The organism is Streptomyces sp. NPDC005195, assembly GCF_040608315.1.
Taxonomy (GTDB): Bacteria; Actinomycetota; Actinomycetes; order Streptomycetales; family Streptomycetaceae; genus Streptomyces; species Streptomyces kaempferi.
Window position 1 is genome coordinate 18,634 of sequence record NZ_JBEXHZ010000045.1, and the last position, 24,056, is coordinate 42,689.

Sequence of the window (24,056 nt, forward strand, 5' to 3'; positions counted from 1 at the left end):
CTCCCCACCGCCCAGCAGACCTCTCGCACGGGTGCCGTACGGCACCTGCTCCCCAGTGGCTGCCCGGCTTGCGCTGCTTTACGCCGCCTGGACGCGGGATGCGGCCCCTGTGGCCGATTCCGCCCCCATCTCCCATACAGAAAGACGAACGGAGTGCCCCGAAGATTCCCCACCAGGAAAAAGATCCGGCCAACTGACCAAGTCCACCGGTCCGATGTGATTCGCTCACGCGTGCCGGAATCAGGGAGGCAATCTCCCCCAATGGACGGACAACTGCCCATCTCCGGTTCCCGGAAGCGCGGAGGTTCCGTGGCCTTCGCGCCGGGCGGCCGCCAGGACAGCCCTTCGAGTTACCTGCGAGTCAGTAGTAGGCTCACGCCGTTTGTTGACGCACAGGTGTGCCCCCGGGCCGGAGGGGGCCGAGCTGGGGGAGGCCATGCGCTTTCGCGGGAAGTCCATCCGCCGGAAGATCGTGGCGCTGCTCCTCGTGCCGCTCCTTTCCCTGACGGGTATCTGGGCCTTCGCGACGGTCATCACCGGGCGCGAGGCGAACCAGTTGTTCAACGTGTCCGACGTCGTCGAGAAGATCGGCTATCCGTCCGAGGACGCCGTCGGCGTCCTCCAGCAGGAGCGCCGCCAGACCCTCGTCTATCTCGCCGATCCCCGCGCGTCCGACGCGCTCGCGGCGCTGCGGCACAGCCGGACCGCCACCGACCGGGCCGTGGCGAAAGTCCGAGCGAATGCCAAGAGCGACGGCATGGCCGAGCAGATGGGCGCGGACACAGCCGAGCGCCTCACCATCATGCTGGACGCCCTCGACGGCATCGACTCACTGCGCCGCAGCGTCGAGGAGGGCACCGTCGACCGGGCCCAGGCACTCGACCTCTACAACCGTCTCGTCGACCCCTGCTACACCCTGGTCTCCAACCTCCACCTCGTCGACAACGTGGAGATGGACAAGCAGGGCCGCGCCCTCGTCAACATCGACATCGCCCGCGAGCTGCTCTCGCGCGAGGACGCCCTTCTCGGTTCCGCGCTGGTCGCGGGCCGCGTCACCGGTGACGACATCCGTGACATCTCCGATCTCGTGGCCCAGCGCACGCTGCTCTACGACGTCAGCCTGCCGCTGCTGCCCGACTCGGAGAGCGAGCGCTACGAGAGCTACTGGAAGAACGCCGATACGGCACCCCTGCGTGTGGCCGAGCAAGCCGTCGTCACCTCCCCGGCAGGTTCCCCCCACGGCGTCACCGCGAAGAGCTGGGACCGGGCCGCCGGGCATGTCCTCGACGAGCTCGGCGACCTCGACAACAGGGCGACCGACCGCTACCACCACCGGATCCGGCCCGTGGCCACGGGAGTCGTCGTCAAGGCGGCCATCGCGGGCGTCCTCGGGCTCGTCGCCCTGCTGGTCTCGATCATCCTGTCCGTCCGCATCGGCCGGAGCCTCATTCGCGACCTGGGCCGACTGCGTATGGAGGCCCACGAGGCCTCCGGCGTCCGGCTGCCCAGCGTGATGCGCCGACTCTCCGCGGGCGAACAGGTCGACGTCGAGACCGAAGCACCACGCCTGGAGTACGACAAGAACGAGATCGGCGAGGTCGGCCAGGCACTCAACACCCTCCAGCGCGCCGCTGTCGAGGCCGCGGTCAAGCAGTCCGAACTCCGCGACGGTGTCTCCGAGGTCTTCGTCAACCTCGCTCGCCGCAGCCAGGTCCTGCTCCACAAACAGCTCACCCTCCTCGACACCATGGAACGCAGGACCGAGGACACCGACGAACTCGCCGACCTGTTCCGCCTGGACCACCTGACCACGCGCATGCGCCGGCACGCCGAGGGGCTCGTCATCCTCTCCGGCGCCGCGCCCTCCCGGCAGTGGCGCAAGCCCGTGCAGCTCATGGACATCGTCCGCGCCGCCGTCGCCGAGGTGGAGGACTACGAGCGCATCGAGGTGCGCCGGCTGCCCCGCGTCGCCGTCACCGGGCCGGCCGTGGCCGACATCACCCACCTCGTGGCCGAACTCCTGGAGAACGCCACGGTGTTCTCGCCCCCGCACACCGCCGTGCAGGTCATCGGCGAACGCGTCGCCAACGGCTTCACCCTGGAGATCCACGACCGCGGCCTCGGTATGGCCGCCGAAGCACTCCTCGACGCCAATCTGCGGCTCGCCGAGACCCCCGAGTTCGAGCTCTCCGACACCGACCGGCTCGGGCTTTTCGTCGTCAGCAGGCTCGCCCAGCGGCAGAACGTACGCGTCTCCCTCCAGCCCTCCCCGTACGGCGGCACGACCGCCATCGTCTTCCTCCCCGACGCGCTGCTCACGGACGACGTCCCGGACACCAACGGCATCGGCTTCCGTCTGGACCGCACGCTGCCCTCGAAGGAGGGCAAGGCCGAGGCGGACCGCAAGACGGCGCTGTCCGAGGTCCCGGTGCGCCTCCCCGGTCTGCCCGCCTCGATCCTGGATGGCCCGGTCGAACTGGAGGCGCCGGTGGAGCTGAACGCATTCGGCGGATTCCCGGACGCCCTCGGCGAGGACACCGGACAGGACGGTCTGTTCGGGCCGCGCCGCTCCATCGCCGGCGGACCGGTCGAGCACCACCAGCCGGGCCGCGAGGGGCAGGACGAGACGGCCCGCAGCGGTGACGACCGTCCGGGCGCCCCGGTGCCGCTGCCGCGGCGCGGGTCCCCCAAACTCGTCAGCTCGCACGGTCGTCCCGTGACCCGGACACGGCCGCGGAGCGGCGAGACGGACGAGCGGACCGCCGAGCGTCCGGAGCCGGCCAAGGGCCTGGAGCCGGTGGACCTGCTCGGTGTCGCCGGCAAGGCCGAGCACGAGAGCGCCAAGCCGTCGGCCGTCCGGCGCGCCGAGCGCACCGACACCTCCGCGCGTCGCAACGGCGAACACGCCCAGGGCGCGGCACCGCGTTCCGGCCTGCCGGGCCCGCGGTCCGAGACGCCCGGCCCCGGCCAGGCGGCCACCGCGCTGCCCAGACGCACCCGTCGCACCTCCCCGCCGGGTACGGCCGGGACCGGACCGAGCCCCGACACCGCGGCCGAAGGGGCGCAACCGGGTACGACACCCCTGCCCCGCCGCGTCCGGCAGGCCCATCTGGCACCGCAGTTGAAGGACGGCCCCGAGCGGCGCGGGGAGCGCGAGGGAGCCGGCGCCGTCCGCGGGCCGGATCCCACCGATCGTGACGCCGAAGAGGTACGCAACCGGATGGCCTCGCTCCAGCGCGGCTGGCGGCGCGGCCGCGAGGAGAACGCCGTGGGCGACCAGGCCCAGGACGGCACAGCACCAGGAACCACAGAGGGGGACGGCCGATGACCGCGCCGAAGACAACAGAGCCCACCGAGACCGGCACGGCGTCGGGAGAGCTGAACTGGCTCCTCGACGATCTGGTGGACCGCGTCGCCAGTATCCGCAAGGCGATCGTGCTCTCCGGCGACGGCCTGCCCACCGGGGCGTCCAAGGACCTGACCCGGGAGGACAGCGAGCACCTGGCCGCCGTCGCCTCCGGCTTCCACAGCCTGGCCAAGGGGGTCGGACGGCACTTCGAGGCGGGCGGCGTCCGGCAGACCGTCGTCGAACTCGAGAACGCCTTCCTCTTCGTCACGGCCGCCGGCGACGGCAGCTGCCTCGCCGTGTTCTCGGACGCCGACTCCGACGTCGGGCAGGTCGCCTACGAAATGACACTCCTGGTGAAGCGGGTCGGCGCACATCTGGCCGCCGCTCCGCGCACCGATCTGCCCTCCGGCGGGTAGTGGGATGGCATGAGCGGAGACGGTCAGGGAACAAGCCACTGGTTCGACGACGACGCCGGACCGGTGGTCCGGCCCTATGCCATGACGCGCGGCCGCACCACCAGCCCGGCCCAGCATCGCCTCGACCTGATCGCCGTGGTCGTCGCCGAACCCCACGCGGACGACACCGAAGCGGACCACAGCCTGTCCCCGGAACACGTGGACATCGTGGAACTCTGCCGCGACACACCCCAGTCGGTCGCCGAACTCGCCGCCGAGCTCGACCTGCCCGTCGGAGTGGTACGGGTCCTGATCGGTGACCTCGTGCACGAGGAAATGGTCCATGTGACACGTCCCGTACCCCCTGCCGAGCTGCCGGACGAGAGTATTCTGCGCGACGTGATCAACGGCCTCCGAGCGCTCTGAGCTGGGCGGAAGCGGGGAACATAAGTGACTGGCTGGCAGTTCTGGGTCGACCGGGGCGGCACCTTCACCGACATCGTCGCGCGACGCCCGGACGGCCGTCTGCTCACGCACAAACTGCTGTCCGACCATCCCGCCCGGTACGCCGACGCGGCGGTGGCGGGCGTACGCGAACTCCTCGGCGTCGACGGCCGGGATCCCCGGGACACGCCCGTCGACGCCGTCCGCATGGGCACCACCGTCGCCACCAACGCCCTCCTGGAACGCAAGGGAGAACGCACCCTTCTCGTCGTCACCCGGGGCTTCCGGGACGCCCTGCGCATCGCCTACCAGAACCGCCCACGCATCTTCGCCCGCGCCATCGAACTGCCCGAGCTGCTGTACGAGCGTGTGGTCGAGGTCGACGAGCGGATCGCCGCCGACGGCACCGTCCTGCGCGCCCCCGACCTCGACGCCCTCGCCGTGCCCCTCCAGGAGGCGTACGACTCCGGCATCCGCGCCGTCGCCGTCGTCTGCATGCACAGTCATCTCCACCCCACCCACGAACAGGCCGTCGGTGAACTCGCGGCCACGGTCGGATTCCCGCAGATCTCGCTCTCCAGCGAGGTCAGCCCGTTGATGAGGCTGGTCCCGCGGGGCGACACGGCGGTCGTCGACGCGTACCTGTCGCCGGTGCTGCGCCGCTACGTCGAGCATGTCGCCGACGAACTGCGCGGAGTGCGGCTGATGTTCATGCAGTCCAATGGAGGGCTCACCGAAGCCGGCCGGTTCCGAGGCAAGGACGCCGTCCTGTCCGGACCCGCGGGCGGCATCGTCGGCATGGCCCGGATGTCGCAGCTCGCCGGCTTCGACCGGGTCATCGGCTTCGACATGGGCGGCACCTCCACGGACGTCTCGCACTTCGCGGGCGAGTACGAACGCGTCTTCACCACGCGGATCGCCGGGGTCCGGTTGCGCGCGCCCATGCTGGACATCCACACCGTCGCCGCCGGGGGCGGGTCGGTGCTCCACTTCGACGGCTCCCGCTACCGCGTGGGACCCGACTCGGCAGGCGCCACTCCGGGCCCCGCCTCCTACCGCGGCGGCGGCCCGCTCACGGTCACCGACGCCAACGTGGTGCTCGGCCGCATCCAGTCCGCGTACTTCCCCCAGGTGTTCGGCCCCGAGGGCGACCAGGCACTCGACGACGCCCTCGTGCGTGGCCGGTTCGCCGCTCTCGCGCGCGAGATCCGCGAGAGGACCGGCGACGACCGCACCCCGGAGCAGGTGGCGGAGGGATACCTGCAGATCGCCGTGGCCAACATCGCCAACGCCGTCAAACGGATCTCGGTCCAGAAGGGCCACGACGTCACCCGGTACGCGCTCACCACCTTCGGCGGCGCGGGCGGTCAGCACGCGTGCATGGTGGCCGACTCGCTCGGCATCCGCACGGTCCTCGTCCCGCCCATGGCCGGTGTCCTCTCCGCCCTCGGCATCGGGCTCGCCGACACCACGGCCATGCGCGAGCAGTCCGTGGAGGCCCCCCTGGAACTCTCCTCGATGCCCGGCGTTCTCAAGACCGCCGACGACCTGGAGGGCGCGGCGCGTGCCGAACTTCTCGCCGAGGACGTGCCAGGGCACCGCATCCGCGTCACCCGCCGCGCCCAGCTCCGCTACGACGGCACGGACACGGCGCTCACCGTGGAGCTGACGCGGCCCGACACCATGACGCGGGCCTTCGAAGAACTCCATCGCGCCACCTACTCCTTCACCCTCGATCGTCCGGTCGTCGTGGAAGCCCTGTCCGTGGAAGCCACCGGTCTCACCGAACCCCCCGATCTCTCCGCCCTCGTCACCCCTTCGGCCGCCCCCGGTGCGCCGGAGACGGTCAGCCTGCACACGGGGGGTGTCCGGCGCGACGTGCCCCTGCACCGCCGCGAGCAACTGCCCCCCGGGCAGACCGTCACCGGACCCGCGATCATCACGGAGTCCAGCGCGACGACCGTCGTCGACGACGGCTGGCGGGCCGCGGTGACCGACGACGGGCATCTGGTCATGGAACGCGTGGCGATTACGCAGAGTTCCGATCTCGGCACGGAAGCGGACCCGGTCCTCCTGGAGGTCTTCAACAACCTCTTCATGTCCATCGCCGAGCAGATGGGCGCCCGTCTGGAGTCCACCGCCCAGTCCGTCAACATCAAGGAGCGCCTGGACTTCTCCTGCGCCCTCTTCGACCCCGACGGCAGCCTGGTGGCCAACGCACCCCACATCCCGGTGCACCTGGGCTCCATGGGCACCAGCGTGCAGGAGGTCCTCCGGCGGCGCGGCGACAGCATGCGGCCCGGCGACACGTACGCGGTCAACGACCCGTACCACGGTGGTACCCACCTGCCGGACGTCACCGTGATCACCCCGGTGTTCGACACGGAGGGTGAGCGGATCCTCTTCTACGTCGCCGCACGCGGCCACCACGCCGAGATCGGCGGCATCGCGCCGGGTTCCATGCCCGCGAACAGCCGCACCATCGACGAGGAAGGCATCCTCTTCGACAACTGGCTGCTCACCGAGAACGGCCGGTTCCGCGAGGCGGAGACACTGGCCCTGCTCACCGAGGCGCCCTACCCCTCGCGCGATCCGGAGACCAACCTCGCCGACCTGCGCGCCCAGATCGCCGCCAACCAGAAGGGCGTGGACGAAGTCGCCCGCATGATCGAGAACTTCGGGATCGACGTCGTACAGGCCTATATGCGCCATGTGCAGGACAATGCCGAGGAAGCCGTGCGACGCGTCATCGACGCCCTGGAGGACGGCGAGTTCGCCTACGAGACCGACTCGGGAGCCGTCATCCGGGTCAGTGTGCGGGTGGACCGCCGCGAGCGCTCCGCGACCATCGACTTCACGGGCACGTCCCCGCAGCTCACCAGCAACTTCAACGCACCCTTCTCCGTGGTCGACGCCGCGGTCCTGTACGTCTTCCGCACCCTGGTCGACGACGACATCCCGCTCAACGAAGGCTGTCTGCGTCCCCTGAACGTCGTGGTGCCGCCCGGCTCGATGCTGGCCCCCGAGCCCCCGGCCGCCGTGGTCGCCGGCAACGTGGAGACCTCCCAGGCGATCACCGGAGCGCTGTACGGAGCCCTCGGTGTACAGGCCGAGGGCTCCGGCACGATGAACAACGTGACGTTCGGCAATGAGCGCTATCAGTACTACGAGACCGTGGCCTCCGGATCGGGCGCGGGTGACGGCTTCCCCGGCGCCTCCGTCGTGCAGACCCACATGACCAACTCGCGGCTCACCGACCCCGAGGTGCTGGAATGGCGGCTGCCTGTCCGGCTCGACGAGTTCGCGGTCCGGCACGGCAGCGGAGGCCGGGGACGCTGGAACGGCGGGGACGGCGCCGTGCGCCGGATCCGTTTCCTCGAGCCGATGACCCTCTCCACGCTCTCCCAGCACCGCCGGATGCCGCCCTACGGCATGGCGGGCGGCGGGCCGGGGGCACTCGGCGCGGGCCGGGTGGAGCGCGCCGACGGCACGGTCACCGAACTTGGCGGAAGTGCTACGACGGATGTCGGCCCCGGCGACGTACTCGTCATCGAAACCCCCGGCGGCGGAGGCTACGGCCCACCGCCGCACGAACCCCCATCAAGCAGGAGTAGAGATCGATGATCTTCGGGCGTACTGAGCGCGGCAAGCCTCCGGTCGAGCCCGTCACGCTCAAGATCCTGGTGGCCGGCGGCTTCGGCGTGGGCAAGACGACCCTGGTCGGCGCGGTCAGCGAGATCAAGCCGCTGCGCACCGAGGAGGTGCTCACCGAGGTGGGCCGGCCCGTGGACGACACCAGCGGCGTGGAGGGCAAGAACACCACCACCGTCGCCATGGACTTCGGCCGCATCACGCTCCGCGAGGACCTGGTCCTGTACCTCTTCGGGACGCCCGGACAGGACCGCTTCTGGTTCCTGTGGGACGAACTGGCCACCGGTTCGCTCGGTGCGATCGTGCTCGCCGACACCCGGCGGCTGGAGGACTGCTTCGCCGCCGTCGACTACTTCGAGCGGCGCTCCATTCCGTTCGTGATGGGGGTCAACTGCTTCGAAGGAGTGGCCCGCCATCCGGTCGAGGCGGTGCGTCAGGCCCTGGACCTCGACGACGACGTGCCGCTCGTCCTGTGTGACGCACGGGACCGGGAGTCGGCCAAGGAGGTCCTCATCGAGGTCGTTCAGCACGCGCTGGCGACCACGGTCGCCCGACGCGAACCGGTCACGACCTGACCCGGGCCCGGGCCCCTGGGCGTCGCGGACACGGCCCGTACCCCCGCCGACCGGGGTACGGGCCGCGATCGCGCACGCGCGCGTACGCCTCACACGGGCCACGCGCGCGTGGCGCGCGTCCTCAGCCGACGTCGTCCGTGTGCCAGCCGAAGCTCTTCTCCACCGCCTTGCGCCAGTTGTGGTACTCGCGGTCGCGTACGGAGGCCTCCATGGCCGGTGCCCACTCGACGTCCTTCTGCCAGTGCGACTTGAGCTCGTCGAGGTCGTTCCACACGCCGGTGGCGAGCCCAGCTGCGTAGGCCGCTCCCAGGCAGGTCGTCTCGGAGACCTTCGGGCGGATCACCGGCACGCCGAGGACATCCGCCTGGTGCTGCATCAGCAGGTTGTTCTTGGTCATGCCGCCGTCCACCTTCAAGGTGGTGATCTGCACCCCGGAGTCCTGGAACATGGCGTCCACGACCTCCCGGGTCTGCCAGCTCGTCGCCTCCAGGACCGCGCGGGCGAGGTGGGCCTTGGTGACGTACCGGGTGAGGCCGGTGACGACACCGCGGGCGTCGGAGCGCCAGTACGGGGCGAACAGGCCGGAGAACGCGGGCACGATGTAGGCGCCGCCGTTGTCCTCGACGCTCGCGGCCAACGGCTCGATCTCGTCGGCACTGCGGATGATGCCGAGCTGGTCGCGGAACCACTGCACCAGGGCGCCGGTGATCGCGATCGACCCCTCGAGGCAGTAGACGGGTGCCTCACCACCGATCTTGTACCCCATGGTGGTGAGCAGCCCGTTCTTCGAGGGGACGGGCCGGTTCCCGGTGTTGAGCAGCAGGAAACTGCCCGTGCCGTACGTGTTCTTGGCCGTCCCCACGTCGTAGCAGGTCTGCCCGAAGACCGCCGCCTGCTGGTCGCCGAGCGCCGACGCCACGGGGACGCCCGCGAGCTGGCCCACGGCGGTGCCGTACACCTCGGCGGAGGACCTGATCTCGGGCAGCACCGCTTCGGGGATGTTCATCGCGGAGAGGATGGACGGGTCCCACTGGAGGGTCTCCAGGTTCATCAGCATGGTGCGCCCGGCGTTGGTGACGTCGGTGACGTGCCGACCGCCGTTCGTGCCGCCCGTCAGGTTCCAGATCAGCCAGGAGTCGATGGTGCCGAAGGCGATCTCGCCGCGTTCGGCACGCGCGCGCAGGCCCGGCACGTTGTCCAGCAGCCAGGCGGCCTTGGGCCCGGAGAAGTAGCTGGCCAGCGGCAGGCCGGTCTGGTCGCGGAAGCGGTCCTGGCCGTCCGTGCCGCCCAGTTCGTGGCAGAGCGCGGAGGTCCGGGTGTCCTGCCAGACGATCGCGTTGTGCACGGGCTTGCCGGTGGCGCGGTCCCACAGGACCGTCGTTTCGCGCTGGTTGGTGATGCCGAGCGCGCTCAGTTGGTCGGCGCGCAGGCCGGCTTTGGCGATCGCGCCGGCCACCACCGCCTGCACCTTGGACCAGATCTCGGTGGCGTCGTGTTCCACCCATCCCGGCTTGGGGAAGATCTGGCGGTGCTCGCGCTGGTCGACGGCGACGATCGCGCCGCCCCGGTCGAAGATGATGCAGCGGCTCGATGTGGTGCCCTGGTCGATTGCGGCGACGTACTTCTCGGCGTTGTCCGTCATGACGTCCCCTTCGTCAGAAGGCTGCGTTGTAGATCGCGGCCCCGATGGCGGCACCCGCGATCGGGCCGACCACCGGGATCCAGGAGTAGCTCCACTGCGAGGTGCCCTTGTTGGGAATCGGCAGCAGTGCGTGGATGAGGCGTGGTCCCAGGTCGCGGGCCGGGTTGATGGCATACCCCGTGGGGCCGCCCAGCGAGAGGCCGATACCGACGACGAGGAACGCGATGAGCTGCACCGGAAGTCCCGCGTCGCCGATCCCCGCCACGTGCTTGTGGCCGCCGACCATGGCCAGAATGGGCAGCATCAGGCCGGCGGTGGCGATGGTCTCGGTGATGAGGTTCTGCACCGGGTTGTCGATCTCGGGCCGGGTCGAGAAGATGCCCAGCGTCTCGATGGCGTTGTCCTCGTCCGCGTTGAGGTTGAACTGGCCGAGGTAGAGCAGCCAGCAGAGCGTGGCGCCGACGGCGGCGCCGGCGAACTGCCCCAGGACGTAGAAGGGCACGTCCTCCCACTTGGTCGAGCCCTCGATGGCGAAACCGATGGTCACGGCCGGGTTGAGTTGTCCCCCGGACAGTGGTGCGGCGGTGTACGCGCCGGCGAGCACGCCGAATCCCCATCCGAAGGCGATGACGACCCAGCCGGCGCCCCGCGCCTTGGACTTGTCGAGTGTGACAGCGGCGCAGACGCCCGCGCCGAACAGAATCAGAATCGCAGTGCCGATCAACTCGCCGACGAATATGTCGCCGTTGCTCATGGCGGCTCCTAGGCCTCGCCCGGAGCGGACCGCCCCGGGCCACCGTGCAGGATGCGTTTCCCATGGCCACTTCAGCCGAGGGCAGGGAGGTCCCGCGCCCCGCCCGGCGTCCGTGACGAGCGTGCCGTCGCAGCGGAATCGCCCGTGGGGGACGGCCTTTGGTACAGGTCGGGAACCCGGGCGGCGCGGTGCCTGGAGACGCCCGAATGCGGCGATGCCGACTGACACCCGGAAGTGTTCACCGGTGCCCAGGGGGCGTCAAGGTCGGCGACGGGAACGGTTGAGGGCCGTGAACGAGCCAAGATCGACACGCGGCACGGGCCTCCCGGCCCGCTCGTCCCGGGGCGCCCCCGGGCACCGCCCGTCACATGGCTCCCCTCAGGTCTCCGCTCATGTCTCCACGCCCCACGCGGCTCCCGTGTCCCCGCGGTCTCCTGACGCCACACCCACCTACGGGACTCGGTGGGTACCTACCCTGCCGCTCAGCCCGCCTGCGCCTGCGCCTGTGCCGCGCCCGAGCCGCGGCGGACCTCATGGCCCGGCAGACCCGCACGCCCCAGAACCCAGCTCGCCCCGCTCAGTGACTTCGCCGCCTGCTTCAGCGGCGCCAGACAGGCGGCCGCCTGTCGGTGGTCGCTCACGCTTCCCGGCGCGCACAGGATCGTGGCCAGCGACAGCGTGACGGGCTGTCCGCCCGCCGACCATGGCGCGTCGAGCACGGAACTGGCCAGTGGGTCGAGCGTGTCCGGATCCGCCAGGACCAGGAAGTCGTCCCCACCGATGTGCCCCACCCGGGTCGCCTCGGACGCCGCGAGCTGCAGAGCCCGCCCGACCGCGCGGATGAGTTCGTCGCCCGCCGCGAACCCCGCTCCGTCGTTGACCCGCTTGAAATGGTCGACATCGAGCCAGCTGAGCGCGAACACGCGGCCGTGCGCGATCCGCCGGTCCACCTCCGTGGTGATCACGTCCGAACCGGGCAGCCGTGTCAGCGGGTTGAGCCCCGCCGCCTCCTCGACCCGGCTCTCGGAGAGCGCTCGTACGAGATCGGCCAGGCGTACGACCCCCACACACCGCCCGTAGCGGTCGACGACCGCCACGTCGTCGGACGTTCGGTCCCGTTCCCCGTCCGCCACCACGTCGAGGACCTCCCACGCGGTGGCGTCCACGCCGACCGTGCGCGGCGGATCCCCGAGCTTGGCGGCCGGGCGGTCGGCGTACAGCGCGTGCCCGTAGGGCCCCGACATGGACAACAGGAATCGTGACCGGTGCACCGAGCGGACCGGGATCCCCGCGGCGTCCACGAGCAGCACCCCGGACACGTCGGGCGACCCGGTGAGCAGCGCGCGTACCCGTCCCGCGGACGCCGTCGCGGGCAGCAGCGCGGCGGGCCGCACGAACTGCAGCACCGAAGGCCCGGACGGGGGTGTGGGGGCGACGCCGGGGGAGGGGGCCGGAACGTATACGTCCGCCGCGGGCAGCCGCGCGGGCGGCGCGAACAGGTCGCCCTGCGCCAGTTGCGCGCCCGCCGAGACCGCGGCCGCGCACTGCAGCTCCGTCTCGACGCCCTCCACGGACAACAGCGCGCCCAGCTGTTCGCACAGCGTTCGCATCGCCCGCACGGCCGCGGGGCGAGCCAGCAGGGACACGTCGAGCTTCACCAGGTCGGGTGCGAGATCCGTGAGCAGGCGCAGCGGTACGTCGCCGTCGCCCACACCGTCCGCGCAGATCCGGAAGCCGTCGCCGCGCAGCGTGGCGACGGCCTCCAGCAGGGCATGCTGCGGCACATGCGTGTACGGAGGCCCGATGTCGACCGTGACCTCCCACGGCAGCCGCCCGGCCGCGCGGACCGCCTCGCGCAGTGCCGCGAGTCCGCCGAGATCGGCCGGGGTCCCGGCGAACACGTTGACGTGCAGCGGCAGCAGGGTCCCTTTGCGGGCCGCCGACTGGATCGCCAACGCGGCCAGCCGGCCGTCGAGTTCGGGATCGCGACGCGCCTGAGCGAGGATGTCTCCGGCCTCCGGGCGGGCGAGTATCTCCAGCGCCGCGACCCCTCCGGTCGTCAGGTTGACGACCGGCTGGAAGGCGAAGCGGACAGTATCCGTCCAGGAGGGCACGGAAGCATACTGGCGCCGTCCGCGCACACCCGGGCGCGATTCACGAGCTGTTCACGCGGGATTCCCGACTTGTCACAGAGAGTGCGCAAGTCTGCCGGCTCAGCGGACGGCGACCACCGACGATCCGTGTCCGAACAGGCCTTGGTTCGCGGTGATCCCCACGCGTGCTCCCCTGACCTGCCGGTCGCCCGCGTGGCCCCGCAGCTGCCAGGTCAGCTCGCACACCTGGGCTATGGCCTGTGCCGGTACGGCTTCGCCGAAGGAGGCCAGGCCTCCGCTGACGTTGACCGGTATCCGGCCGCCCAGCGCCGTGGCCCCTTCCCGCAGCAACTTCGCCGCCTCGCCCTCCGTACACAGCCCGAGATCCTCGTACCACTGCAACTCCAGCGCCGTGGACAGGTCGTACACCTCGGCCAGCGACAGATCCTCCGGGCCGATCCCCGCCTCCTCGTAGGCCGCCCGTGCGATCGAGGCGCGGAAGGTGTCTGCCGCGGGCTCCACCGCGACCGCGGAGTCCGTGGCGATGTCCGGCAGATCCAGCACGGTGTGGGGATAGCGCGGCGTCACCGTCGACACCGCGCGGATCCGCACGGGATCGGCCGTCCCGTGCCGTCGTGCGAACTCCATGCTCGACAGCACCAGGGCGGCACCGCCGTCGGAGGTCGCGCAGATGTCGAGCAGCCGCAGCGGATCGGCGACGACCGCGGAGCCGGCCACCTCCTCGGCGGTGACCCTCTTGCGGTACCGCGCGTTCGGGTTCAGCGCCCCGAAGGCGGCGTTCTTCACCTTGACCTGCGCGAAGTCCTCCAAGGTGTCTCCGTGCACGGCCATCCGCCTGCGGGCGTACAGCCCGAAGTACGTCGGATTCGTCGCGCCGAGGACACGGAACCGCAACCAGTCGGGATCGTCCGGCCGCTCCCCGCCCGCCGGACGGAAGAACCCCTTGGGCGCCGCGTCCGCGCCCACCACGAGCACCAGGTCCGCGAGACCCGACAGGATCTGCGCCCGCGCGGTGCCGACGGCTTGCGCTCCCGAGGCGCACGCCGCGTACACGCTCGTCACCCGCGCTCCCTGCCAGCCGAGCGCCCTCGCGAAGGTCGCGCCCGCCACGTGTCCCGGATAGCCTCCGCGCACGGTGTCCGCGCCCACGACCGAGTCGACGTCCCGCCAGTCGACCTCCGCGTCGGCCAGCGCCGCTCGGGCCGCCGCCACCCCGTACGCGACGAAACCCCGTCCCCACTTGCCCCACGGGTGCAGGCCCGCGCCGAGCACCGCCACCTCGCCGCTCATGCCGTCACCCCCGTGTCCCGCATGCTCCTCATGCCGTCACCCCCGTCGGCCGCCAGTGCCACGTCGTCCACGTCGTTTCCTCGTCCTCGTTCAGCACACCGGGGACGACCTCCACTTCCATGCCCACCGCCAGATCGACGGTGGAGACACCGGGAACCGTCTGACCGAGTACGACGATCCGCTCGGATTCCAGCTCCACAGCGATCAACGCGTAGGGCTCCCACAAGAGTTCCGGATCGGTCACATACGGTGACGGTGGCCGGTAACGGCTGTCCGTGTAGGACCAGATGCGACCGCGCCGGGAGAGCGGGACCTCGTTCAGGTCTCCGCCCGGGCAGCCGGGATTGCGACAGAAGCCGTCCTCGCGGGGGAAGAAGACCGAGGCGCACGCCGAGCAGCGTGTACCGAGCAGATGGAACCCGTCCCCGTCTCCGGCGAACCATCCGGCGACCACAGGCGTGCGTGTACGCGACAAGACCCCTCCATGGCGTGGATCTGACGGAACGTCAGAAGTGTGCCACGGGCAACGGAAAATGGGCAGCTTCGGAAGAGAACCACGCAGGCCTCCGGGGCGTCGGAGTACAGGAGGGGCGGCCGGGGCCCACGGGGGTGGTTCCGGCCGCCCCCGCGGCAACGACGCTCTGAGGCCCGCGGCGAACCGGGCGCTCGGCACGGCTCTCGAAGGACCCGGGTTCCTCAAGCTCGCCGAGGAGCGCCGGCACCGCACCTACAAGCCCGAGCCCTGTCCGGACACCTCCTTCGGCCTCCCCGTGAACGACGAGTCGCCGCCCGGCCCGCCGAGCCGGTCCACCCGCCCCGTGACGACCACCGAACGGCCCCGCCGTACGCGGCACCGCGGCCGAATACGGACCGAGCACGGAGGCGCCTGAAGCCGGCGCCGGGTGATCGGCTACAGTCCCGGCGTGTCCGAAACCCCGCACCCACACGCCGACTTCGCCCCGGACTCGCACTGTTCGAGTTGCGGAGCACCCTACGGAGAGGGCATCTCCGGCTGGCCCCGCACCTGCGCGGTCTGTGGCGCCGTCGCCTACCGCAACCCCTTGCCGGTCGCGGTGGCCCTGCAGCCCGTCTACGACGCCGAGGGCACCGCCCTGGTCGTCATCACCCGGACCATCGCCCCCGCGCGCGGGGGCATCGCGTTGCCCGGAGGCTTCATCGACGACCGGGAGGACTGGCGGCGTGCCGTCGTCCGGGAACTCAGGGAGGAGACGGGCATCGACGCCGCCGGCCGCGAGGTGCGCCTCGCCGACGCGATGAGCTCTCCCGCCGGCCACCTGCTGCTCTTCGGCCTCCTCCCGGCGCGCCCGGCGGCCGACCTGCCGGCCTCCGCCGCCACGGACGAGACCGCGGGCTGGCATCTGCTGCGCAGACCGGCCGAACTCGCGTTCCCGCTGCACACCCTGGCGGCCGGGGCGTGGTTCGAAGGACGGTACTGAGGGGACTCCTGGGGCCCCACGGGGCCCTTCAGAGCGACCCGAGCCCCCGCATCCGAACGGGACGTTCCGGCCGGCTCGCGCCGTTGTCCCCCTCCCGCCGGACGACCACGTGCTCCCCCTCCCAGCGCGTCACATAGCGTTCCACCTCCGGCTCGTCCCATCCGTCGCCCTCATCGGGCACCACGAGGCCACCACCGACCCGCCCGCGCGCGGGAGCCCACACCTCCAGCTCCAGGGCACCGTCGTCGCCCCGGACGGGCAGAACGGCACCCGCGCGCGCCAGGACCGGAATCCGCGACAAGGGGGCGTCGAGCAGCACCTGGGCCGGCCCCTCGTACGCCTCTTCGGTGACGGTGTCGTACCAGCGCCCCCGCGGCAGCTGGACCGCACGCCGGTCCGCCCCGTGGTCGAGCACCGGCGCCACGAGGAGACAGTCGCCGAGCAGGAAGGTGTCCTCGCAGTCGCGCAACGCCCGGTCCTCTGGCGCGCCCCACCACACCGGACGCACATACGGTGCTCCGGTACGGGCCGCCAGATGCGCGAGCGTCACGAAGTACGGCAACAGCCGCCGCCGCTCGACGAGCGCCACGCGCGCGTGCTCCAGAACGTCGGCACCGAACTCCCAGGGTTCCCGGCGCCCCGCCCGCACACTCGCGTGCGTACGGAACAGCGGGAGATACGCGCCGAGCTGGAACCACCGCAGATACAGCTCCGGCGACGGACTCCCGTCGAAGCCGCCCACGTCAGGACCCGAGTACGGAACCCCGCACAGACCGAGCCCGAGCACCAACGACAGCGACGCCCGCAGCCCCGGCCAGCCGGTGGCCACGTCCCCGGACCAGGCCCCCCCGTAGCGCTGCATTCCTGCCCACCCCGAGCGCGAGAAGAGGAACGGCCGCTCCAGGGGGACCATGTGGCGCAGACTCTCGTACGCGGCCCGGGCCATCCCCAGGGCGTACACGTTGTGCGCCTCACGGTGGTCACCCCCGCGCCCCTCCAGGGAGTGCCGCGCCGACCGCGGCAGCGTCGACTCCCCGAAGGCCGTGAACGACGTCGGTTCGTTCATGTCGTGCCAGAACCCCGAGAACCCCTGCGCGAGCCGCTCCTCGTAGAGACCGCCCCACCACTGCCGCACGCGCGCGTCCGTGAAGTCCGGATGGACCGAGTCCCCGGGCCACACCACACTGCGTACGGGCCGGCCCGACGCATCCCCCACGAAGGCGTTCTCGGTGACGCCGCTGTCGTACACCGCGTTGCCCGGCTCGGCCTTGACGGCCGCGTCGACGATCGACACCAGCCGGATACCGTCACGACGCAGATCCCCGGCGAGCGCCGGCAGTTTCGGGAAGCGCTCCCGGTCGACGGTGAACACCTGGTGCGCGTCGTAGTGGTCGATGTCCAGATGGACCGCGTCGAGCGGCAGATCACGCTCCTGGTAGCCCGCGACGATCCGCCGCACCTCCTGCTCGCTTCCGAAGCCCCAGCGCGCGTGATGGTGCCCCAGCGCCCAGGCCGGCGGCAGCGCCGGGGCACCGGCCAGCGACACCCAGGCGTGCAGCACGCGCGCGGGAGTGCCCACTATCACCCAGCAGCGCAGTGGCCCGCCGTCCATCCGCAACTCGCAGGTTCCGGCCCGGTCGTGTCCGGAGCCCGCGCCCTCCTCACCCTCACGCAGAGCCACCGTGCCGTCCCACGAGGAGTCGTGGAACACGAGATGGGTGGCCGCGTCGGCGACCACCATCTGCACGGGCATGGTGATGTACAGCGGGTCGTCGCCGGGCGCGAAAGCGTGCCCCGGATCGGTGTTCCACAACCGGTACGTGCCGTCGCGCAGCCTGGGACCCGCCGCCCGCCCGCCCAGACCGAAGAACCGGGCGTCGGCGGCCACCTCCGAACGCTGCATCCAGCGCGCCCCGCCCCCGTCGACCGGCTCCCACCAGCGGGGCGGCAGATCGCGGCGCAGGATCACCCCACCAGGAGTGCGCACCTCGACGGCTCCGTGCCGCGAGACGACGACCGTCACCCGTTCGGCCACCACCCGCCACCCGCCGTCCTTGTCGGGCTCCAGGACGGCCCGCGGGTCCGGCTCCGGACAACGGCCGGCGAGCCCGTACGACGGCTCCGGACCGACGCCGTCCCAGCCCCAGAACACCGCGCCGCTCACCGCAACCATGATCCGCAGGTCGGACCGGCTGAACCGGACGACACCGCCGCCGGGCCCCGGTTCCACGGCCTGCACCGGGCCCGGCACCCGTGCACGCTCGGCCCCCCGTCGCGGCAGCCCGACGGCATCGGCACGCCGCCTGCGCCATGCGGCACGCACGGTCCGCAACCCTTGGGCCGCCCCCGTCGAACCGACCGCCTTCACCGAACGCACCAGGTCACGACCATCCATGCTGCTCACCCTGCCATTGCCTCCATCGAACGGGTGAGTCGTTCAACTTCCGTTCACCCGTGGTGAGGGCACATCTTCACGTCGCCGACTATGTGTGGCCTGCCCTGGTGCTGAAGTCGATCACATGGCATCGTCCCTGTCAGCCGCGCGACGCGCACACCCCAGCTCGTGCGCGACCGACGCACACGACGCGCACAGTCCGGGAGCCGCCCCATGTCCACCGCGAACCCCTCACCGCTCTGGCAGCCCGCTCCAGAGCGCATCGCTCAGGCACAGATCACGAAATTCCAGGCCTGGGCGGCCGAGCACCACGGAGCCCCCTCCCACGGCGGCTACGCGGCACTGCACCGCTGGTCCGTGGATGAGCTGGACACGTTCTGGAAAGCCGTCACCGAGTGGTTCGACGTAGGCTTCTCGACCCCCTACACCCGCGTGCTCGGCGACCGGTCGATGCCCGGCGCCGAATGGTTCCCCGGAGCGACCCTCAACTACGCCGAGCACGCCCTGCGCGCGGCCGGAACCCGCGCGGACGAACCCGCGCTCCTGTACGTCGACGAGACCCACGAGCCGACCCCCGTGAGCTGGTCCGAGCTGCGCCGCCAGGTCGGCTCCCTGGCCGCCGAGCTGCGCGCCCTCGGCGTAGCCCCGGGCGACCGCGTCAGCGGCTATCTCCCGAACGTTCCGCAGGCCGTGGTCGCCCTGCTCGCCACGGCCGCCGTGGGAGCGGTGTGGACCTCCTGCGCCCCCGACTTCGGAGCCCGCAGCGTCCTCGACCGCTTCCAGCAGGTCGAACCTGTCGTGCTCTTCACGGTCGACGGCTACCGCTACGGCGGCAAGGAGCACGACCGCCGCGACGTGGTCGCCGAACTGCGTGGCGAGCTGCCCACCCTGCGCGCAGTCGTCCACATCCCGCTGCTCGGCACGGAGGCGCCCGAAGGCGCCCTGGACTGGGCCACGCTGACCTCCGCCGATGTGGAGCCGGTCTTCGAACCGGTGCCGTTCGACCACCCCTTGTGGGTGCTCTATTCGTCGGGAACGACCGGGCTGCCCAAGGCGATCGTCCAGTCCCAGGGCGGGATCCTCGTCGAGCACCTCAAGCAGCTCGGGCTGCACTGCGACCTGAGCACCGAGGACCGCTTCTTCTGGTACACGTCCACCGGCTGGATGATGTGGAACTTCCTCGTCTCGGGCCTGCTCACGGGCACCACGATCGTCCTGTACGACGGCAGTCCCGGCTACCCGGACACCGGTGCCCAGTGGCGCATCGCCGAACGCACGGGAGCGACCCTGTTCGGTACGTCCGCCGCGTACGTCATGGCGTGCCGCAAGGCGGAGGTGCACCCCGCACGCGACTTCGACCTCACGCGCGTGAGGTGCGTCGCGACCACCGGCTCGCCGCTGCCGCCCGACGGCTTCCGCTGGCTGCACGACGAGGTGGGCGAGGACCTGTGGATCGCCTCGGTCAGCGGGGGGACGGACGTGTGCTCCTGCTTCGCGGGAGCCGTGCCCACCCTCCCGGTGTACATCGGCGAGCTCCAGGCGGCGGGACTCGGCACCGACCTCCAGTCCTGGGACGCCGGCGGCGAACCCGTCATCGACGAAGTCGGCGAACTCGTGGTCACCAACCCGATGCCGTCCATGCCCATCCGTTTCTGGAACGACCCCGACGGCAGCCGCTACCACGACAGTTACTTCGACACCTATCCCGGAGTGTGGCGTCACGGCGACTGGATCACCGTCACCTCACGGAACTCCGTGGTCATCCATGGCCGCTCCGACTCCACGCTCAACCGCCAGGGCGTGCGCATGGGGTCGGCCGACATCTACGAAGCCGTCGAACGCCTCCCCGAGATCAAGGAGTCGCTCGTCATCGGCGTCGAACAGCCCGACGGCGGTTACTGGATGCCCCTCTTCGTCCACCTCGCCCCCGGAGCCGCACTCGACGAAGCGCTCCTCAACCGCATCAAGCAGACCATTCGCGAACAGCTCTCCCCCCGCCATGTCCCCGACGAGGTCATCGAGGTCCCCGGCGTCCCGCACACGCTCACGGGCAAACGCATCGAGGTCCCGGTCAAGCGCCTGCTGCAGGGCGCTCCACTGGGCAAGGCGGTCAACGTCGGCTCCGTGGACAACGTCGAACTACTGAGGTTCTACGAGGACCTGGCGCGCAAGCGCGGCTGACCAGCCCCCGTGGCCGACCCGTCCGGTCGGCCACGGACTCGCACCGGCCGCCCGGCGCAGCAGCGATCCACGCGCCGTCACCGCGAAGGTCGAGCGCCGCCGACGGCTGAACCGTCCCGGACACGTCCACCCCCTGTGACCTGCTTGTTCTCTCACAAAGCGGTCTGCGAGCACCTCGCCCGCGGGCCGTTGTCAGTGCCGTCGATTACTGTGAGTGAGCATTGATCGACTGTGCACAGGGGGAAACAATGGCGCACACCGAACACCAGACCATGCGACGCGTCCTGCGCCGTGAAATCGCCGGCACGATCGGTCTGCTGACCGACGCCCACGACTTCACGGCGATGCGGCGCTACCGCACCTTCACCTTCGACGACCACACTGCCTACCTCCAGCAGGTGGAATCCCTGCTGCGGACTCTCGCCGCCCAGGGCAGCCACACCACGGTGGCACTCTTCGACCCCGAGGAGTACGCGGAGTTCTGCGTCCACAACGGACTGGAACCCGACGCCGCCGCCAGCCGCACCCGTTTCACCGCCGAACTGGCCGCCACCGGCTCCACCGTTCCGTACCAGGGCCAGCCCCTCGCCGACCTCGTTCCGGACCTGATCGACGAAGCCGTCCGCAAGGCGACCTGGGAGTACGCGACGACACTCCTGGCCCGCGTCGGCGACTGCGCCTCCTGCGGAGAGGACATCGGACGCGCGTCCTTCGCGCGGGCCTCCCGCCTGCTCGCCCGGGTCCTCGACACCGCGGATCCCGGCGAACGCCACCTCGTCTGCAGTGTCTCGACGGCACCCGAACCACTCGTCGCCGCGCTCCGGGCCCACGACGACGCCGGGGGCACCGCCCGCCTCGACGAAGCGGAAGCCCTGGAATTCACCACGGTCCTCGCTCTGGGCATCGCCACCCGTAGCGCAGGCGGCCTCGTCATGCGCACCACCGCCCCCGGCACGACCGACCGCGTCTACGGATGGCGCCTGCGCGCCGACGGACTGGAACCCCTCACCGCCGGTGAGGTCTTCGACGCCTACTGCACCGATGTAGCGTCCGGCGACCTCGTCTCCCCGGAATCGGGCGTCGACTACTGCGTACCGCCCGACCTCGGACCCGAAGGAGGGACGACAGATCACACCCACTGAAGGCGAAGGGGCGCTCCACCCGCGGGTGGAGCGCCCCTCGGCGGGCGGCCCTCGCTCGGCGAGGAGCCGCGTCACTCGCCGGAGAGCACCGCCTGAGCCGCCGTGCGCGCCTCCTCGGCCGTGTCCGCGGCGCGTGCGGCCGCGGCGGCACGTTCGCACTGCGCGAGCGTGTACTTGGCGAGCGTCGCCCGGACATAGGGGATCGACGCGGCACCCATCGACAGGGAGGTGATCCCCAGACCCGTCAGCACACACGCGAGCAGCGGGTCCGACGCGGCCTCACCGCAGACGCCACAGCTCTTGCCCTCGGCCTTCGCCGCCTCGGCGGACAGCGCGACCAGGTCGAGCAACGCGGGCTGCCACGGGTCCTGCAGCCGGGACACCGCGCCCACCTGCCGGTCCGCGGCGAAGGTGTACTGCGCGAGGTCGTTCGTGCCCAGGGACAGGAACTCGACCTCCTGGAGGATCGACCGCGCCCGCAGGGCGGCCGACGGGATCTCCACCATGGCGCCGAACTTCGCCCGTAGTCCGGCGGCACGGCACGCGTCGGCGAACGCCTTGGCGTCGATGCGGTCCGCGACCATCGGAGCCATCACTTCGAGGTGGACCGGCAGTCCTTCCGAAGCCTTCGCCAGCGCCGTCAGCTGCGTCCGCAGCACGTCGGGGTGGTCGAGCAGCGTACGCAGACCCCGCACACCCAGCGCCGGGTTCGGCTCGTCGGCCGGAGTCAGGAACTCGAGCGGCTTGTCCGCGCCCGCGTCCAGCACACGCACCACGACGCGTCCCTCGGGGAACGCCTCGAGCACCTGCCGGTACGCCTCGACCTGCTTCTCCTCCGAGGGCGCCTGCTTGCTGTCGTCCAGGAAGAGGAACTCGGTACGGAACAGACCGACACCTTCGGCTCCGGCCTCCACAGCGGCCGGCACGTCGGACGGGCCACCGACGTTGGCCAGCAGCGGCACCTTGTGCCCGTCGGAGGTGGCGCCGGGACCGGTCGAGACGGACAGTGCCGCCCTGCGCTCCGCGGCCGCGGCTCGCAGTTGTGCCTTCTTCTCGGCGCTCGGCTCCACGAAGATCTCACCGGTGCTGCCGTCCACGGCGATCACGGTGCCCTCGGCGAGTTCGCCGGCACCGGGCAGCGCGACCACGGCGGGTACGCCGAGCGCCCGCGCCAGGATCGCGCTGTGGCTGGTCGGCCCGCCCTCCTCGGTGACGAAGCCGAGCACGAGGGTGGGGTCGAGCAGCGCCGTGTCCGCGGGGGCGAGGTCACGGGCGATGAGAACGTAGGGCTCGTCACTGTCCGGGACACCCGGCATGGGTACGCCGAGCAGCCGGGCGACGATACGGTTCCGCACGTCGTCGAGGTCGGCCACACGGCCGGCGAGGTACTCACCCGCACCCGCCAACAGAGCCCGGTACGAGGCGAACGCGTCGTAGACCGCGCGCTCCGCCGTGCTGCCGACGGCGATACGCCGGTCCACGTCGGCCATCAACTCGGGGTCCTGGGCCATCATGGCCTGCGCCTCGAGCACGTGCTGGGCCTCGCCGCCGGCCAGATTGCCGCGCGCGATCAAGTCGGCCGCCACCGCCTCGACGGCCTTGCGGGCGCGCCCTTGTTCGCGCTCCGCGTCCTCCGCCGGGATCTGCTTGGCAGGCGGTTCGAGGACCGCCGTTCCCATGTGCCGAACCTCGCCGATCGCCACACCGTGGCTCACGCCGACGCCTCGCAGCGTTGTCTCCATCTCACCCGTCTCCGATAGTGCGGCGGGTCCCGCCGCCGCGGTGGTCATGCGATGTGCCGTCGAGGACTGCACGGAGGTCACTGCCAGGCGAAGAGGGTGTCGCCGGACTTCACGTCGCCGTCCTCGCGGACGTCGGAGAGGGAGTCGGCCGTTGCCTCGAGTGCCACGACCGGGCAGATCGGCGACTTGCCGGCCTGTTCCACGGCAGCCGGGTTCCAGCGCAACACGGCCTGGCCGCGCGTGACGGTGTCTCCCTTGTTGACGAGCAGCTCGAAGCCCTCGCCGTTGAGCTGCACGGTGTCGATGCCCAGGTGCGTGAGCACGCCGTGACCCTGTTCGTCGACGACGACGAAGGCGTGGGGGTGGAGGGAGACGATTACTCCGTCAACGGGAGCGACAGCCTCCGAGGGCTCACGCACGGGATCGATCGCCGTGCCGGGGCCGACCATCGCGCCGGAGAAGACGGGATCCGGTACCGCGGCGAGTCCGATGGCGCGTCCTGCAAGAGGGGACGTAACGGTGGTCATGGGAAGCCTCCCAAGGGTGGAGATTCATGAGGGGCCGTCACTGTCTGTCCGGGACGGCGCACTGTTCGAGCAGGGTATGTCATATGAAGTGCCGGTTCTGCACGAGAGGTTCCGGTTGACAGACGTAGAGCACGGCGCAAACGATTTGCGCCCGCTCCGAGGCCCCCTGTACAGTCGTACTCCTGCTTGAGGCTGAGCGGCGCATCCAAGCGTCGTTGCCTGGCAGCACCCAACTTGTCAGATCCTATCTCGGGGTCTCCTTCTGTATGTCTGCAGGAGGGTGGTCAGAGAGACGGAAAATCACTGATAAAGTCGGAACCGCCGGAAAGGGAAACGCGAAAGCGGAAACCTGGAAAGCGCCGAGGAAATCGGATACGGAAACGGTCTGATAGAGTCGG

The 24,056-nt window shown here is 70.9% G+C and carries 15 protein-coding genes and 1 pseudogene; 8 read left to right on the forward strand and 8 right to left on the reverse strand.

Going from position 1 to position 24,056, the window contains the following annotated elements; genetic code table 11:
• Positions 1–436: 436 nt before the first annotated feature.
• The 5 genes and pseudogenes from ABZV34_RS30010 to ABZV34_RS30030 all read left to right on the forward strand — a co-directional run bounded on the left by ABZV34_RS30010 (position 437) and on the right by ABZV34_RS30030 (position 8,414).
• A complete protein-coding gene (locus tag ABZV34_RS30010; protein ID WP_356283389.1) occupies positions 437–3,328 on the forward strand; it encodes a nitrate- and nitrite sensing domain-containing protein in 2,892 nt (963 codons plus the stop codon).
• Positions 3,325–3,765: a roadblock/LC7 domain-containing protein gene (locus tag ABZV34_RS30015; protein WP_356283392.1), complete on the forward strand. Its 441-nt coding sequence runs from the start codon at positions 3,325–3,327 to the stop codon at positions 3,763–3,765. The genes ABZV34_RS30010 and ABZV34_RS30015 overlap by 4 nt, the downstream gene beginning before the upstream one ends.
• A 9-nt stretch (positions 3,766–3,774) precedes the next feature.
• On the forward strand, positions 3,775–4,170 hold the full coding sequence (locus ABZV34_RS30020; RefSeq protein ID WP_356283395.1) for a DUF742 domain-containing protein: 396 nt from the start codon (positions 3,775–3,777) through the stop codon (positions 4,168–4,170).
• Between the two features lie 24 nt (positions 4,171–4,194).
• Positions 4,195–7,828 (forward strand): annotated as a pseudogene (locus tag ABZV34_RS30025) (hydantoinase B/oxoprolinase family protein).
• On the forward strand, positions 7,809–8,414 hold the full coding sequence (locus ABZV34_RS30030; protein WP_356283398.1) for an ATP/GTP-binding protein: 606 nt from the start codon (positions 7,809–7,811) through the stop codon (positions 8,412–8,414). Before ABZV34_RS30025 ends, ABZV34_RS30030 begins: the two are co-directional and overlap by 20 nt.
• Before the next feature lie 121 nt (positions 8,415–8,535).
• Here ABZV34_RS30030 and glpK read toward each other — a convergent pair whose 3' ends face one another.
• The 5 genes from glpK to ABZV34_RS30055 all read right to left on the reverse strand — a co-directional run bounded on the left by glpK (position 8,536) and on the right by ABZV34_RS30055 (position 14,668).
• Positions 8,536–10,056 carry a glycerol kinase GlpK gene (gene glpK / locus ABZV34_RS30035; protein ID WP_356283401.1) on the reverse strand — a complete coding sequence of 507 codons (1,521 nt, stop codon included), beginning with the start codon at positions 10,054–10,056 and terminating at the stop codon, positions 8,536–8,538.
• Between the two features lie 13 nt (positions 10,057–10,069).
• Entirely contained in the window at positions 10,070–10,810 is a 741-nt protein-coding gene (locus tag ABZV34_RS30040; RefSeq protein WP_356283404.1) for an MIP/aquaporin family protein, read from the reverse strand.
• A gap of 482 nt (positions 10,811–11,292) precedes the next feature.
• The gene (locus ABZV34_RS30045) at positions 11,293–12,924 is read right to left on the reverse strand and encodes a GGDEF domain-containing protein (RefSeq protein ID WP_356283407.1); all 1,632 of its coding nucleotides are present in this window, start codon (positions 12,922–12,924) and stop codon (positions 11,293–11,295) included.
• A 99-nt stretch (positions 12,925–13,023) separates the two neighbouring features.
• The gene (locus ABZV34_RS30050; RefSeq protein ID WP_356283410.1) at positions 13,024–14,214 is read right to left on the reverse strand and encodes a lipid-transfer protein; all 1,191 of its coding nucleotides are present in this window, start codon (positions 14,212–14,214) and stop codon (positions 13,024–13,026) included.
• A gap of 28 nt (positions 14,215–14,242) precedes the next feature.
• Positions 14,243–14,668 (reverse strand): zinc ribbon domain-containing protein, encoded by a 426-nt coding sequence (locus ABZV34_RS30055; RefSeq protein WP_356283430.1) that lies wholly within the window; start codon positions 14,666–14,668, stop codon positions 14,243–14,245.
• A gap of 469 nt (positions 14,669–15,137) precedes the next feature.
• Here ABZV34_RS30055 and ABZV34_RS30060 point away from each other — a divergent pair, with 469 nt between their 5' ends.
• Positions 15,138–15,671, forward strand: a complete 534-nt coding sequence (locus ABZV34_RS30060; RefSeq protein ID WP_356283413.1) for an NUDIX domain-containing protein — start codon at positions 15,138–15,140, stop codon at positions 15,669–15,671.
• Between the two features lie 28 nt (positions 15,672–15,699).
• On the opposite strand, the gene ABZV34_RS30065 is transcribed toward ABZV34_RS30060, so the two are convergent.
• Positions 15,700–18,066, reverse strand: coding sequence for a TIM-barrel domain-containing protein (locus ABZV34_RS30065; protein WP_356283416.1), 2,367 nt, complete (start codon positions 18,064–18,066; stop codon positions 15,700–15,702).
• Positions 18,067–18,279: 213 nt separating this feature from the next.
• Between ABZV34_RS30065 and ABZV34_RS30070 the strand changes: the two genes are divergently transcribed.
• A complete protein-coding gene (locus ABZV34_RS30070) occupies positions 18,280–20,247 on the forward strand; it encodes an acetoacetate--CoA ligase (protein WP_356283419.1) in 1,968 nt (655 codons plus the stop codon).
• 248 nt (positions 20,248–20,495) lie between these two features.
• Entirely contained in the window at positions 20,496–21,389 is an 894-nt protein-coding gene (locus tag ABZV34_RS30075; RefSeq protein WP_356283422.1) for a hypothetical protein, read from the forward strand.
• A 71-nt stretch (positions 21,390–21,460) separates the two neighbouring features.
• Here the strand turns inward: ABZV34_RS30075 and ptsP are convergent, their stop codons facing one another.
• Positions 21,461–23,131: a phosphoenolpyruvate--protein phosphotransferase gene (gene ptsP, locus ABZV34_RS30080; RefSeq protein WP_356283423.1), complete on the reverse strand. Its 1,671-nt coding sequence runs from the start codon at positions 23,129–23,131 to the stop codon at positions 21,461–21,463.
• Between the two features lie 77 nt (positions 23,132–23,208).
• On the reverse strand, positions 23,209–23,658 hold the full coding sequence (locus ABZV34_RS30085; protein WP_356283426.1) for a PTS glucose transporter subunit IIA: 450 nt from the start codon (positions 23,656–23,658) through the stop codon (positions 23,209–23,211).
• Between the last annotated feature and the right edge of the window lie 398 nt (positions 23,659–24,056).

Excerpts from the sequence above, each read along its gene's own strand:
- ptsP (WP_356283423.1), bottom strand. The coding sequence starts at position 23,131 with ATGGAGACAACGCTGCGAGGCGTCGGCGTGAGCCACGGTGTGGCGATC.
- ABZV34_RS30040 (WP_356283404.1), bottom strand. The coding sequence starts at position 10,810 with ATGAGCAACGGCGACATATTCGTCGGCGAGTTGATCGGCACTGCGATT.
- ABZV34_RS30050 (WP_356283410.1), bottom strand. The coding sequence starts at position 14,214 with ATGAGCGGCGAGGTGGCGGTGCTCGGCGCGGGCCTGCACCCGTGGGGC.
- ABZV34_RS30075 (WP_356283422.1), top strand. The coding sequence starts at position 20,496 with ATGGCGCACACCGAACACCAGACCATGCGACGCGTCCTGCGCCGTGAA.
- ABZV34_RS30030 (WP_356283398.1), top strand. The coding sequence starts at position 7,809 with ATGATCTTCGGGCGTACTGAGCGCGGCAAGCCTCCGGTCGAGCCCGTC.
- ABZV34_RS30015 (WP_356283392.1), top strand. The coding sequence starts at position 3,325 with ATGACCGCGCCGAAGACAACAGAGCCCACCGAGACCGGCACGGCGTCG.
- ABZV34_RS30085 (WP_356283426.1), bottom strand. The coding sequence starts at position 23,658 with ATGACCACCGTTACGTCCCCTCTTGCAGGACGCGCCATCGGACTCGCC.
- glpK (WP_356283401.1), bottom strand. The coding sequence starts at position 10,056 with ATGACGGACAACGCCGAGAAGTACGTCGCCGCAATCGACCAGGGCACC.
- ABZV34_RS30070 (WP_356283419.1), top strand. The coding sequence starts at position 18,280 with ATGTCCACCGCGAACCCCTCACCGCTCTGGCAGCCCGCTCCAGAGCGC.
- ABZV34_RS30065 (WP_356283416.1), bottom strand. The coding sequence starts at position 18,066 with ATGGATGGTCGTGACCTGGTGCGTTCGGTGAAGGCGGTCGGTTCGACG.
- ABZV34_RS30010 (WP_356283389.1), top strand. The coding sequence starts at position 437 with ATGCGCTTTCGCGGGAAGTCCATCCGCCGGAAGATCGTGGCGCTGCTC.
- ABZV34_RS30020 (WP_356283395.1), top strand. The coding sequence starts at position 3,775 with ATGAGCGGAGACGGTCAGGGAACAAGCCACTGGTTCGACGACGACGCC.